This window comes from Salegentibacter salarius, from assembly GCF_900168265.1.
GTDB lineage: Bacteria > Bacteroidota > Bacteroidia > Flavobacteriales > Flavobacteriaceae > Salegentibacter > Salegentibacter salarius.
Window position 1 is genome coordinate 34,510 of record NZ_FVZF01000007.1, and the last position, 14,459, is coordinate 48,968.

Annotated in this window: 13 protein-coding genes; 3 read left to right on the forward strand and 10 right to left on the reverse strand. The window is 37.0% G+C overall.

What is annotated here, in order from left to right; all coding sequences use genetic code 11:
• The first annotated feature begins 212 nt into the window (after positions 1-212).
• Positions 213-1,568, forward strand: a complete 1,356-nt coding sequence (hemN, locus tag B5440_RS05705; RefSeq protein ID WP_070055306.1) for an oxygen-independent coproporphyrinogen III oxidase — start codon at positions 213-215, stop codon at positions 1,566-1,568.
• Positions 1,569-1,765: 197 nt separating this feature from the next.
• Here the strand turns inward: hemN and B5440_RS15790 are convergent, their stop codons facing one another.
• The 10 genes from B5440_RS15790 to nhaA form a co-directional block, all read right to left on the reverse strand.
• A complete protein-coding gene (locus B5440_RS15790; protein ID WP_262506394.1) occupies positions 1,766-1,900 on the reverse strand; it encodes a hypothetical protein in 135 nt (44 codons plus the stop codon).
• 16 nt (positions 1,901-1,916) lie between these two features.
• A complete protein-coding gene (locus tag B5440_RS05710; protein WP_070055305.1) occupies positions 1,917-2,618 on the reverse strand; it encodes a sulfite exporter TauE/SafE family protein in 702 nt (233 codons plus the stop codon).
• Positions 2,619-3,065 (reverse strand): FixH family protein, encoded by a 447-nt coding sequence (locus B5440_RS05715; protein WP_070055304.1) that lies wholly within the window; start codon positions 3,063-3,065, stop codon positions 2,619-2,621.
• Between the two features lie 76 nt (positions 3,066-3,141).
• A complete protein-coding gene (gene ccoG / locus B5440_RS05720) occupies positions 3,142-4,557 on the reverse strand; it encodes a cytochrome c oxidase accessory protein CcoG (protein WP_070055303.1) in 1,416 nt (471 codons plus the stop codon).
• 124 nt (positions 4,558-4,681) lie between these two features.
• Positions 4,682-5,563, reverse strand: a complete 882-nt coding sequence (locus tag B5440_RS05725) for a cbb3-type cytochrome c oxidase N-terminal domain-containing protein (protein WP_070055302.1) — start codon at positions 5,561-5,563, stop codon at positions 4,682-4,684.
• Entirely contained in the window at positions 5,560-5,748 is a 189-nt protein-coding gene (locus tag B5440_RS05730) for a CcoQ/FixQ family Cbb3-type cytochrome c oxidase assembly chaperone (protein WP_057483240.1), read from the reverse strand. The genes B5440_RS05725 and B5440_RS05730 overlap by 4 nt, the downstream gene beginning before the upstream one ends.
• Before the next feature lie 2 nt (positions 5,749-5,750).
• The gene (ccoN, locus tag B5440_RS05735; protein ID WP_070055301.1) at positions 5,751-7,952 is read right to left on the reverse strand and encodes a cytochrome-c oxidase, cbb3-type subunit I; all 2,202 of its coding nucleotides are present in this window, start codon (positions 7,950-7,952) and stop codon (positions 5,751-5,753) included.
• A gap of 2 nt (positions 7,953-7,954) precedes the next feature.
• A complete protein-coding gene (gene ccoS, locus B5440_RS05740; protein ID WP_070055300.1) occupies positions 7,955-8,149 on the reverse strand; it encodes a cbb3-type cytochrome oxidase assembly protein CcoS in 195 nt (64 codons plus the stop codon).
• Between the two features lie 60 nt (positions 8,150-8,209).
• A complete protein-coding gene (locus B5440_RS05745; RefSeq protein ID WP_070055299.1) occupies positions 8,210-10,615 on the reverse strand; it encodes a heavy metal translocating P-type ATPase in 2,406 nt (801 codons plus the stop codon).
• A gap of 76 nt (positions 10,616-10,691) precedes the next feature.
• Entirely contained in the window at positions 10,692-12,017 is a 1,326-nt protein-coding gene (nhaA, locus tag B5440_RS05750; protein ID WP_070055298.1) for a Na+/H+ antiporter NhaA, read from the reverse strand.
• A gap of 223 nt (positions 12,018-12,240) precedes the next feature.
• On the opposite strand from nhaA, the gene corA reads away from it, so the two are divergent.
• Entirely contained in the window at positions 12,241-13,317 is a 1,077-nt protein-coding gene (gene corA, locus B5440_RS05755; RefSeq protein WP_070055297.1) for a magnesium/cobalt transporter CorA, read from the forward strand.
• A complete protein-coding gene (locus B5440_RS05760; protein WP_070055296.1) occupies positions 13,308-14,450 on the forward strand; it encodes a lactonase family protein in 1,143 nt (380 codons plus the stop codon). The genes corA and B5440_RS05760 overlap by 10 nt, the downstream gene beginning before the upstream one ends.
• Positions 14,451-14,459: the final 9 nt, after the last annotated feature.

Sequence of the window (14,459 nt, forward strand, 5' to 3'; positions counted from 1 at the left end):
AATTTGCAAAGCGTTTAACCTTTTTAATAAATAATTATAGGTTTTTCTGGTTAATTTTTAACGTGGCTTCAACTCAAAAAATGGCAATAACCTGGTAATAAATAGATTAAAATATTCTTCAAAATCCTTTACAAGAAGTTTACCGAGAAGCTGATTTTCCTCATATTAATTCGAAATAAAGTGAAATATTTTTGTACAAAACCACACTTTATATGTCCTCAAATTTAATTAGTAAATATAATGTGCCGGGGCCACGGTATACAAGTTATCCTACAGTTCCTTATTGGCAAGAAGATAGCTTTTCTTTGGCTGCCTGGAAAGAAAGTTTAAAACGTAGTTTTAGTGAAAATAAAGAAATAAGCCTTTATATTCATTTGCCATTTTGTGAGAGTTTGTGCACCTTTTGTGGATGTAATAAACGTATTACAAAAAAGCACAAAGTAGAATCTCCATATATCGAAACGCTGTTGAGAGAATGGGATCTCTATCTTGAGATTCTTGGTGAAAAGCCTACAATTAGGGAATTGCATCTTGGCGGAGGCACACCCACTTTTTTTGCTCCCGAAAATCTTAAATTCTTACTGAATATGCTGTTCCGGAAAGCTAACAGGGATTGTGAAACAGAATTGAGTTTTGAAGGTCACCCTAATAATACTACGAAAGAGCATTTAAAAATGTTTTCAGATTTAGGCTTTAAACGTGTAAGCTATGGCGTACAGGATTATAGCGAGAAGGTGCAAAAAGCAATTCATAGAATTCAACCCTTTGAAAATGTAAAAAGAGCTACGGAAGAATCCCGGGAAGCCGGTTTTACCTCGGTGGGACACGACATTATATTTGGTTTACCTTTTCAAACCAAAAACGATATTATTGAAACCATAGAAAAGACCAAATTACTAATGCCAGATCGTATTGCTTTTTATAGCTATGCGCACGTACCCTGGATTAAAGGAAACGGCCAACGTGGTTTTAATGATTCAGATCTTCCTGCAGCCGATGAAAAACGGAAAATGTATGAAGTAGGAAAGCAAATGCTGGAAGCTGCCGGTTATGTAGAAATTGGGATGGACCATTTTGCCCTTAAAACCGATTCTTTATATAAAGCTTTAGAAGAAAAAAAACTTCATAGAAACTTTATGGGCTATACTACATCTTCCGGAGCTTCTATGATTGGTTTAGGCGTTTCTGCTATAAGTGATAGCTGGTATGGTTTTGCACAGAATGAGAAATCGGTAGAAGCTTACCAGAGTCTTATTTCCGATGGAATTATTCCTGTTTTCCGTGGACATATTTTAAATGAAGAAGATCTAATTATAAGAAAACACATTCTCAATTTAATGTGTCATTTAGAAACCAGCTGGGAATCTCCAGAAGATTATTTTGAAGAATTACCCGAGGTACTTACTAAATTAAGGGAAATGGAGGCAGATGGGCTTGTAAGCTTTTCAGAAAACGGACTAACTATTCCAGAAAAAGGAAGAGCTTTTGTACGCAACATTTGTATGGCTTTTGATCTAAGAATGCAGGCGAAGAAACCTGATACTCAACTTTTTTCAATGACGGTTTAATTTAAGTGTTAAAACCGATGTAAAAAGTCCGTTGGGAAAATTTCCTAACGGACTTTTTTATTCTTTCATTTTAAGTTAAGAGTAAATTATTTTACTCGATAATCGAGATTAAATGCTACGTCCCGAAGAGTCGGGATGTCTTGAAATCGAATTATACTTTCTAATAATAATGATTCGTGAGCTTTCTCTGAAGTTGTTTAATCTTTATCCTTACCGCTGTTTATCATATTTAAAACGATAAGCACCAGGCCGACGCAAACAACACCGAAAATAGCAATAAGAAAACTTCCCATTTCCCAATTTACCAGTGCAATTGTGTTTAATAATTTCATAACAAGTGTTTTTAGGTTAGTGGCAACTTTGTGTTGCTGTAATTTCTGGAGTTATTTCCATAGGGGAGAGGTAAGGTATTCCCAGCCCCATTCCTCTAAGGATAAATAATAGCCCTATAAGGATCACAAAAACGGGAACCGCTTTTCTAATTTTAGACCTAATATTTAGATTTATAAAATTGCCTAAATAAATTGCGGTTGTCATTAACGGGATCGTTCCCAGGCCAAAAACTGCCATATATAAACTTCCTTCCAGGGCTGTACCCGAAGCTATAGCACCAAAAACCGCCATATATACAAGTCCGCAGGGTAGAAAACCGTTTAAAAAACCAATGGTATAAAAAGTATCGGGTGACTTTCGTTTTAATTGCTTCCCGAGATTACTCTTTACTTTTGAAACAATTTTAAAAATAGGTTTTGAACCGTTATACTTACTAAATTTTTTATACGGAAGCAGAATTACCAGGATCATTAAAGCTCCAACCAGAATTGAAAGTTGTTGCTGAAGCCCAAAAAGACTAAAACTTTTACCCAACAACCCGAACAAAAGTCCGATGATCGCGTAAGAACTTAATCTGCCAAAATGATAAAGTGAGATCTGCCCAAGCTTTCTAACATTGTTTTTGTGATCTACCGGCAATAAAAATGCTATAGGGCCACACATTCCCACGCAGTGAAAACTTCCAAGCAGTCCAAATATTAATGCCGAAATCAACATTTAATAAACAATTTCGTTTTTATACAAATAAGGTGTTTCCTCGTACTCCCAGTGAATATTAATATTCCAACGACCTTTTACTAACTGCTCGTCTTTTATAAATACCTGATGTGATGTTAGCTCCAGTGGAATATTAAAATCCAGTTTTTCATTCGATGGGCGGTAAAAATTAAGATTCCCTGAAATTTTAGAAAGTTCCAGGTTTTCTGGAAATTCTATAAGCCAGCCGTCTTTTACGCGTTTATCTGTAATATTTTCTTCCAGTGAGAATGCATTGGTTTCCGCATTAATCTCTTCCTGGTAATGTAATTCCTCCTGGTAATATTCTTCAGTCACCAAATCGTGATCAAACTTTTTATCGGTAAGCATATTTATTACCAGGTACATAATGAAACTTATAAAAAGTGCCATTCCAATTACGATCCCTGTTCCCCAGTTTATTTTCATTTGTATATTTATTTACCCAGAATTGGGATACTATTAAATTTATAATCATTTTTTTAGCGTCCAGCATCATGCTGGTTTAGTTAAAACTACGTGGCCCCATAAACATAGTGCTGGTAGTTTCTATTAATCTATCTCCACTATAAATACCAATCTTTAGCTTTTGTTTTTCGTCTTCCAGTGCAGCGGTATTTATTTCTATAAACAGTGTACCTTCGGTTAATTCCTGTCCCCGCACCATAATATTTGATTGTTTTACCGGTTTTATTTCACCCTGGTGAGACAACAACCTGAATTCAATATCTTCAAAATCGGCTGTGGTTTTGTTTACCAGTTTATAAGTAAAAACGTTACTTACTATATTATCTGCCTTTCGTTCATATAACTGCCCCGGTAATCTAAGGATTCTGGCTTCAACCTCGCTTCTCACAAATAGCATCCCCACCAAAACCGCAGTTAAAATTCCTAAAACTATACTGTAACCCTTTAACCTTGGTGTAAACTTGAATTTTGCTTTCTTTTCAATATTTTCTTCGCTGGCGTAGCGAATTAAACCTTTAGGAAGGTCTACAGCTTCCATCATATTATCACAAGCGTCAATACAGGCGGTGCAGTTTATACATTCCAGTTGCGTGCCGTTTCTAATATCTATTCCCGTAGGGCAAACCTGCACACATTGGAAACAATCTATACAATCGCCTTTTCCTGATGCTTCCCGGTCTTCGTTCTTTTTAAATTTGGCTCTTCCTTCTTCTTTTTCACCGCGTTTATGATCGTAAGCAACAACTATAGATTTGTTGTCTAAAAGTACGCCCTGTAGCCTTCCATAAGGGCAGGCTATAACACAAACCTGCTCCCTAAACCAGGCGAAAACAAAATAAAATACCGCCGTGAAAATAATAAGGGAAACAAAGGTGCTTAAATGATTTAGTGGTCCCGCTGTTACATATTGAATCAACCGATCGCTGCCTATTAAGTAAGCCAGGAAAACATTGGCGATTAGAAACGAGATCACAAAGAATACGAACCATTTTAGAGAACGTTTTCTAATTTTTTCGGCATCCCATTTTTGTTTGTCTAAACGTATTTGTTTTCCACGATCTCCTTCAATCCAGTATTCAATTCTGCGGAAAACCATTTCCATAAAAATGGTTTGCGGACAAAGCCAACCGCAAAAGATCCTTCCAAAGGCTACAGTAAAAAGAATGATAAAAACCACCCCGATTACCATCATGATCACGAAAATATGAAAGTCTTGTGGCCAGAAAGGAAATCCAAAAATATTGAAACGCCTTTCTAGAATATTAAACATTAAAAACTGGTTGCCGTTTATTTTTACAAAAGGAGCGGCAAAAAGTAATATGAGCAATACATAACTAACGTATTTTCTATACTCGTAAAATCTCCCTGAAGGTTTCTTCGGAAAAACCCATAGTCTTTTACCCGCGTCGTCTGCCGTGGCTATCTTATCCCTGAATTTTTCTTTATTTTCCAAAACCTTCTTTTTTTACTCGATAATCGAGATTTAATACTCCGTCCCGAAGAGTCGGGATGCCTTAAAATCTAAAAATTTTTTCTTTCAATTTCTCGTGGCCTTTCGCCAGGTAAACTACTCTATATTATTCTGTTTCGGCTTCCCAAATTTCACCTTCGGGTGCCTTAGGATCTGTAGGGTTAGTTCCCTCAAGACTTATAACATAACTAGACACCTGGGCAATTTCCTGGGCACTTAATTCAGATTTCCAGGCAACCATTCCTTTTCCGTCACGGCCTCCTTCAGAAACTGTTTGGAAAACATTGCTTATTCCACCACCAAGAATCCAATGTTCATCGGTAAGATTAGGGCCAATAGCACCACCACCATCTGCACGGTGACAAGCCATACAGCTGGTCATAAATATTTCTTCACCAGCTTTAAGATCTGATGCCTCGGTTAATAATTCAACAGAGGAGGCGTCTATAAGATCTGGATTCGCTTCTTTATAAGCTTCAATTTCTTCTTTGGCTTCTGCTACCTCAGCAAGGTATTCTTCCCTTTGAGTTTCTCCGTCAAAAATGTGGTAATAACCCATATAGACAAAAGCAAATATGATACTGATGTAAAAACCATACAGCCACCAGGCAGGAAGATCGTTATCCAGTTCCTTGATGCCGTCGTAATTATGATCTAAAAGAATTTCTTCTTCCTTTTCAACAGGCTTTTGATTCAGCATCTTTTTATACCATTTCTTTATGCCTGAAAACTGTTTTTCGGAATTTTCAGCTTTAAGTTTGGTATAACGTTCTTGCGCATCTGGTTTTAAACTTCGGAAAACCATATTTTCTAAAGCCGTGATTGAAACTTCTATAGCGATTGCTATAACAAGCACCACTGCAAGAATTCCCCAAATAACCGGATACTGCTCAATTGCCCAGCCACTTTCTGTCTCTATTGTTAGTTCTATTAGCACCAGGGCCAGAATTAAAAATCCTGCAATTCTTAAATATGATGTAGTTTTCATAATTCCTGATTTTCCTGGTTAGTATCTAAGGGCAGGTTGCTTACCTCTTCTATGTCTTTCTTTTTTGCGGTAATTACCCAAAGGAAAAGCACTACAAAAAAGATGAAGAATATTAGTAAGGAAATTAACGGGTAGATCATCACCCCGTCTATGCTTTCCATATGGCCTTTTACGAATTTAAACATGCTTAGTTGGTTTTAGTGTTTGAAACTTCTACATCTTTAGCTCTAATATCGGTACCCAGGCGCTGTAGATAAGCGATAAGGGCTACAATTTCCCGGTTTCTCATTTCTACGAATTCATTACCGTTTTGGGCTGCGAATTCTTTTTCGGCTTCATAGGTATCTACAAAATCTGGATCAGCATACAGGTTTTTCTCAATTTGAATTCCCTGTTCTGTCATGGATTGTTGAGCATTTTCAATTTCTTCTAAAGTATATGGTACGCCAAGAGTACTAAGAGCTTCCATTTTAGCTTCAGTATCGCTTTTATCAAGCTCACCTGTAACTATCCATTTGTAAGATGGCATAATAGAACCTGAAGAAGTACTCTGCGGATCGTACATATGGTTTAGGTGCCAGTTATCGGAGTATTTTCCACCAACCCGCATAAGGTCTGGCCCGGTACGTTTACTACCCCATAAGAAAGGATAGTCGTAAACATATTCCCCGGCTTTGGAATATTCCCCGTAACGTTCTACTTCACTTCTAAAAGGTCTAATCATCTGTGAGTGGCAACCTACGCAGCCTTCACGTATATAAATATCCCGACCTTCAAGTTCTAACGGAGTATATGGTTTTACACTGGAAATTACCGGTACATACTCATCTACCATTAATGAAGGTACAATTTGAACGATACCACCTATTAAAATCGCGATAGTAGCGAAGATGGTAAGTTTTACCGGTCTTCTTTCTAACCAGGAGTGGTAAGCTTCTCCGGTTGTTCTTTTACGGGTTACTTTTTGAAGTGGGGCAGCTTCAGCTAACTCATCTTCAACAGGACTTCCCTGTCTAACAGTTTTTACAATATTATAAAGTAAAATAAAAGCTCCTACAATGTATAAACTACCTCCAATTGCACGCATCCAATACATTGGGATAATTGAACTTACAGTCTCTAAGAAGTTTCCGTAGGTAAGAGTTCCATCAGGATTAAATTGTTTCCACATAGAAGCCTGAACGAATCCTGCAACATACATTGGGAGAGTATAAATAATAATACCAAGTGTCCCGATCCAAAAATGAACATTTGCTAATTTGATGGAATAGAGTTTCGTTTTAAATAATCTTGGTACCAGCCAGTAAACCATACCAAAAGTTAAAAATCCATTCCAGGCAAGTGCGCCAACGTGCACGTGAGCAATAATCCAGTCACTAAAGTGTGCAATAGCATTCACATTTTTTAAGGAAAGCATAGGACCTTCAAAAGTTGCCATTCCGTAACCGGTAATAGCTACCACGAAAAACTTAAGAACAGGATCTGTACGTACTTTATCCCAGGCACCACGCAAGGTTAATAGTCCGTTAATCATACCTCCCCAGGATGGGAATAAAAGCATTACAGAAAAGGCTACACCAAGGTTTTGCGCCCAGTCTGGTAACGTTGAATATAATAAATGGTGTGGGCCAGCCCAGATATAAATAAAGATAAGAGACCAGAAGTGGATAATAGAAAGTCGGTATGAGTAAACTGGTCTGTTAGCCGCTTTTGGAACAAAATAATACATTAAACCTAAGAAAGGCGTAGTAAGGAAAAATGCCACCGCATTGTGCCCGTACCACCACTGAACTAAAGCATCCTGAACTCCAGAGTAAAAAGAGTAACTTTTAAAAGCAGTAACAGGAATTTCAATATTATTTACAATATGAAGTACAGCTACGGTTACAAATGTGGCCAGGTAAAACCAAATAGCTACATATAAGTGACGTTGGCGTCTTTTGATCATGGTACCAATAAGGTTGGCTCCAAAAGCAATCCAAACCAAAGCAATAGCAATATCTATTGGCCATTCAAGTTCAGCATATTCTTTAGAACTGGTAAAACCCATAGGGAGCGTGATCGCCGCTGCCACAATTATAGCCTGCCAGCCCCAAAAGTTGAAATTACTTAAGAAATCGCTATACATCCTGGCTTTAAGCAAACGCTGGGTAGAGTAGTATACCCCTGCAAAAATTGCATTTCCAACAAAGGCAAAAATCACCGCGTTGGTATGCAATGGTCTTAAACGACCAAAACTTAACCATGGAATTCCATCGGTTATGTTAGGGAATAAAAACATAAAGGCGAGCAGCAGCCCTACACTCATACCTATGATACCCCAGAAAAGGGTAGCCATAGTAAACTTTTTTACGATTTTATTATCGTAATGAAACTGTTCTACTTCCATAGTTAATTAGATTTCTTGTTTTTGGTGGAATTGGATTTATCAGATTTTGGTTTTACTAATTCGTCGTCAAATAACATCCTTACCGATGGTGTGTACACATCGTCATATTGCCCTTTTTTAACTGAAAAAATAAAGGCTATAAAGAAGATGAGGGCTACCAATACACTTAAAGCTAGTAAGAGGTAAATGATGTTCATTTCTATTGAATTATTTTCAGCAAACTTAAAACTGTGTTAAAATTAAAAATATGATTTAGATCAGGTTTCCGCTAATCCAGGTTTTAATTTCTTCCCTGCGAGGTTGGTGGCCAAAGTGGTAAAGGATACTATACTAATAGAACTTAAAGGCATTAGTATGGCTGCGATTACCGGCATTAAATTCCCTGTAACCGCGAAAGCCAGGCCTATTACATTATAGCATAAGCTTAGCGCGAAGCTCCATTTAATGATCTTTATTCCTTTTTCTGAAAGTTGAAAATATTTGTTTAGTCTGGTGAGGTTAGAAGCTTCAAGAATACCATCACAAGCCGGAGAGAAAACGTTAATATTTTCTGAAACTGCGATCCCAACATTGCTTTGAGCAAGTGCCCCTGCATCGTTAAGTCCGTCGCCAATCATCATCACCGATTTACCTTCCTGCTGCAGCTTTTTTATAAAATTGAGCTTATCGTCTGGTTTTTGATTGAAGTAAAATTTGGTATTTAAAGGCAGCATATTTTCCAGTCTTTCCTTTTCACCATTATTATCTCCAGAAAGGATAAAAAGCTGTTTGTTTTCCCCTAATTCTTTAAATAGATCAGCAAGACCTTCACGGTAGGAATTCTTAAAAACATAGCAGCCTTTATATTCTTCGTTGCTACTAATATGTACCGTAGTTTTATTAAGCTCTTTGGTTTCAGTAAGGTTTTCTTTTACAAATGTTTCTGAACCAATCTTCATTTTACTGCCATTACTTCCAGCGCTAATTCCTTTCCCGGTATGTTCATTAAATTCATCCAGACTTTGAATATTGTTTTTATCCAGGATCTCGTAGAGTTGCCTGCTTAATGGATGCCCTGAAGCTCTTAAACTGCTACTTAACAAGCTTTCTTCTTCAGCATTAAGTTTTAAACCTTCGTAGAAAATCTCGGTTTTATTATTTGAGGTAATCGTTCCGGTTTTATCAAAAACAAGACAATCAATTTTTGCTATTTGTTCAATTACTCCGGCTTCTTTTAAGTAAAATTTATTTCTTCCGAAGATGCGAAGCAAATTTCCAAGCGTGAATGGTGTGGCCAGTGCGATAGCACAGGGGCAGGCAATTATTAAGACCGCCGTAAAAACATTTAAGGCTTTTGAAGGATCATAAACCAACCAAAATAACGTGGCAATAAAAGCAATGCTAAGAACCCCGGCAGTAAAGCGTTTACTAATTTGATTGATTAAACTTTGAAAATGGCCTTTTTTTTCTTTTTTAAAGACTTCATTACTCCAGAGTTTGGTAAGGTAACTCTGGTCTATCGCCTTTATAGCTTCAATTTCCAGGATACCGCCTTGTTGTCTTCCACCCGCATAGAGTGTTTCCCCAGATTCCTTTCTAACGGCTTGGGCTTCCCCGGTTACAAAACTGTAGTCTATATTGGCTTCCCCTTTCATTAAAACCGCATCGATTGGAATTAATTCGCCGTTTCGTATTAAAATACGATCTCCAGATTTTATTTTGTAAACCTGTACCTGTTCCTCTATAGTTTCTTTGGAACTATTCTTTGTTAAACGAGTAACTGCCATAGGGAAATAGGATTTGTAATCCCTTTCAAAAGACAGGTAGGAATAGGTTTTCTGCTGAAAAAACTTCCCTAATAGAAGGAAAAAAACCAGGCCTGTAAGACTATCAAAAAAACCAGTTCCCAGGTCTAATAGTATTTCTGTAGTACTTCTTATAAAAAGTACTGCGATTCCCAGAGCAATAGGGACATCTATATTTAAGATTTTAGCTCTTAAACCTTTGAATGCTGAAATAAAATAATCTGATCCCGAATAAAAAACTACCGGTAATGAGAAAGCAAACATGAGCCAACGGAATAAATATTTAAATTGATCCAGCCAGAACTCTTTCACTTCAAAATACTCGGGGAAAGAAAGAAACATGACGTTTCCAAAAGCAAATCCGGCAACACCAAGCTTATAAATTAAGCTTCGGTTTATTTTATGATCCTTTTCATCGTAATCTTTCAGGGAAATATAGGGTTCGTAACCAATTCTGCTTAGCAGGTAAACCAGTTCTTTAAGGCTTATTTTTTCCGAAGAAAAACTTATTCTTACTGTTTTCTTTGGAAAATCAACCTGGGCCGATTTTACTCCGTTGTTTAGTTTTCCAAGATTTTCTAAAACCCAAATACACGAACTACAATGCATAGAGGGAACCAGGAAATTCACTATCTGGGTGTTATTCTCATTAAATTCTAATAGCTTTTCGGCTATTTCTGGATTGTCCAGGAAATCGAATTTACCTTCTGAGGCAGCCGGGGAAATCCCAGGTTTTTCCTGAAGATCGTAATAGTAGGTAAGATCGCTTTCGTTTAAGATATCGAAAACGGTTCTACAGCCGTGACAACAGAAATCTTTTTCCTGAAAAACAAGATGCTCCTCTTTACATTCTTCACCACAGTGAAAACAGCTGCTCATACTTTTTCTGTATTTTAGCTGCAAATTTTCGGGAAATTAGGCGTAGATAATATGATGGGAATCAGGTTTGAGTGTATTAGCTTCCATTACTAATTTTTCTCAAGTAAAAATAGCCAATAATTCCTGCGATTAAAGAAGCCAGCAAGATCCCAATTTTTGCCTGTGACATATAATTTTCATTCTCAAAAGCCAGGTCGGTTATAAAGAGTGACATGGTAAAACCAATAGCCGCCAGAAAACCAATTCCGTAGACGTGTTTCCATTTCACTTTTTTGGGAAGATCTGCTATTTTAAACCAAACCATAAGGCGGGAGAATAAAACCACCCCAATGAATTTCCCAAAAATTAATCCGCCAACAACCCCAATCATTACCGGACTTAAAAATGAATCAAAGGAGGTTTCTCCAAGACTCACCCCGGCATTTGCGAATGCGAATATAGGTAGCACCACAAAGCTCACAAATGGATGAAGTGCGTGTTCCAGCCTTTGTAATGGGGGAGTAGCATCTTCGGTTAAGGAAGAGAATTTTTCAATAGTATGAGTAATGTTTTCTTCGGCCTCTTTAGGGTTCTTCTTCCTGTTTCTAAACTCTTGTTGTATTTCATAACCCAGGAGTTTAGATTTCCGAAGAAATAATGGGGTGTTGATACGTTTTGTATTGGGAATTGCAAATGCCGCCAAAACCGCCGCAATAGTAGCGTGCACTCCTGAAAGTAAAATTGCCAGCCATAATCCACCAATTCCCATCACTGCATAAAATAAGGTGTTTCTAATCCCTATTAAATTTGCTGCAGCCAGGATAAGTAGAAAGATCCCTGCAATTGCAAGACTTTGTATAGAAATATCTGAAGTGTAAAAAAATGCGATTACCAGCACGGCGCCAATGTCATCTACAATAGCGATGGCGGTTAGAAATACTTTAAGAGGAAAAGGAACCCGGTCTCCAAGCAGGTATAGAATTCCGAGGGCAAATGCGATATCTGTAGCCATAGGAATTCCCCATCCAGAAACGGAATCTAAACCGGTATTAAAGTAGAAAAAGATAAGCGCGGGAAAGATCATTCCTCCAATTGCCGCTCCTATAGGTAGCATAGATTTTTTAAAACTTGAAAGTTCCCCCTGCAGGATCTCGCGTTTAAGTTCTAGCCCAATCATAAAAAAGAAAATAGACATAAGTCCGTCGTTAATCCAATGCAGGAGATTTTTCTTTATTATAAAGTCGTTTATTCCTAAGTGAATATATTGTTTCCAAAGACTGTGATAGGCATCAGATAAGGGAGAATTAGCTACGATCATAGCAAGTAAGGCCGAAAAAATAAGCAATAAACCCACTGAGGTTTTTTTCTCGATAAAATTCTTGATAGGGAGTAAAAGGTATATATCGAGTTTCGACTTTTTCATACTAGTCCGGCGCTAAAGAGTTCTTACTTGAAACGTAATAATAAAACTATTTCCATTTTAAGGATCTAGATATGATATAACTCAGTTTTTTAGAGATAATACACTTTATAGCTATTCAGTAAATCCTTTCAAAATTAAAATTGGTTTTAAAGATTTTTTCAGCAAACTTTTAATATTTCGGCAAAATAAAACTTTATTACCTTTAGGCCTACAAAGTAGCAACATGGTAAAAAAACTGACCCAAAGTTTACGCAGGCCTAAAATGAAATCTGTAAATCAGCCTCCGGGAACGGTAACTTACGTAGGAAGAAAGGAATCTAGCGAAACTAAACTTGAAGTAATAGATTACAATAAAAATAACTTCGAAAAACTTACTTCCTCAACTACCGAAGATGCTTTTAAATTTGAGGCTAAAGATCGAATTACCTGGTTTAATATAGATGGCTTAAGCAATACAGCCGAAATAGAAAAACTAGGGAAATATTACGATCTCCATCCCTTAATTATTGAAGATATTGTAAATACTACCCAGCGCCCAAAAATAGATGAGTATGAAGATTATTTGTTTATAGTTGCTAAAATGCTATATCACCAGGATGGTAAATTGGTTAACGAGCATATAAGTTTTGTTCTGGGAAAAGATTATGTACTAACATTTCAGGAAGCAGGCGGGGATGTTTTTGATGGCGTTAGAGGCAGATTGGAAAAATCATATGGGCGTATACGCAGCAACGGTTCAGATTACCTTGTTTTTGCACTTTTAGATGCTATTGTAGACCATTATTTTCTGGTAGTAGACGAGTTAAGCGAAAAAGTTGAAGCCCTGGAAGAACAACTTTTTGAAAGTCAGCCAAGTGATGATATTACTTATGAGATCCAGGATCTTAAAAGAGCTATTTTAAGGGTTAGACGTGCAGTATTTCCGCTTAAAGAAGTAATTTCCAGATTTCAGAATATGGAAAATGGGCTTATTAAAACCAGAACCAGAAATTATATAAATGACCTTCACGACCATATTTTACAGGTTTCAGAAAACATAGAACTTTATCGAGAAATGGCCTGGGGACTTATGGATATGTATATGACCACGCTTAGCAATAAAATGAACGAGGTGATGAAGGTACTGACCATAATGGCCTCTATTTTTATTCCGCTAACTTTTATCGCGGGTATTTACGGGATGAATTTTGAATATATGCCCGAGCTGCAATGGGAGCACAGTTACTTTGTGCTTTGGGGAATAATGATCGCTATATTTCTATTTATGATCTTCTATTTTAAACGTAAAAAATGGCTGTAGCCAATAAAATTATGATAAGATTTACTTTAATAACCTTAGCAGTAATCCTAACCGGAAGCTGTGCAGCTCAAAATACCGAAATCCCTGTTTATATAGGAACTTACACCAAAAAAGAAGGTCACGTAGATGGAAAGGCTAAAGGAATATTTTTGGCGATGCAGGACCCTGAAAATGGAAGTTTACAACCGGAAAAAACCGTAGCTGAGATTACTAATCCCAGTTTTGTAAAAGCTACTGAAGACGGGAAAAATCTTTACGCTGTAAGTGAGTTGGGAAGCGGCGATGCAGATTCTGGGTTTATATATTCATATAAAAGAAATATGGACAATAGCCTGCAGGAAATAGGCAAAATTTCTACTGAAAGTTTTGCACCCTGCCATATTGAGATAGATGAATCTGGAAAGTATGTTTTTGTTTCCAATTATATGGGAGGCGTGGTAATGGTTTATAAAAGGGGAGAAGATGGTCTTCTTGAAAAACAGCAAAAAGTACAATTAGAAAATCGTGAGGCCTCACACGCACATTCGGTTTCGATTTCTTCAGATAACAAAACTGCTTATATCTCCGATCTTGGAAATGATAAGATCTGGATCTATAATTTCAATTCAGAAACCGGAAAGTTAAGTCCGAAAGAAAACCCATTTGTACAATTAGAAGAAGGCTCTGGCCCAAGGCATTTTAGTTTTTCTAAAGATGAAAATTTCGCTTTTTCCATGAATGAGCTAAATTCTACAATTAGTGTATTTAAAATTGAAGAAAATGGAAACCTGGAGGTTATTCAGAATATTTCCAGTTTACCAGAAGATTTTAGTGGGAAAAATTCGGGAGCAGATATTCATTTGCATCCTTCGGGGAAATTTGTTTATGCTTCTAACCGCGGGCATAATAGTATCGCCGGTTTTAAAGTAGATAAGAATTCAGGGAAATTAAGTGCAATTGGTTATTATTCTACAAAGGGTGAAACCCCTAGAAATTTTGCGATCTCTCCAGACGGGAAATTTCTTTACGCAGCCAATCAGGACACTTCTACAATGAGCAGCTTTAAGATTAATTTGAAAACGGGAAAACTTGAAGAGCATTTGCTTCCTATTGAAGTAATGTCTCCCGTTTGTGTAGAGTTCGCTGAAAATTGATTCCAGATT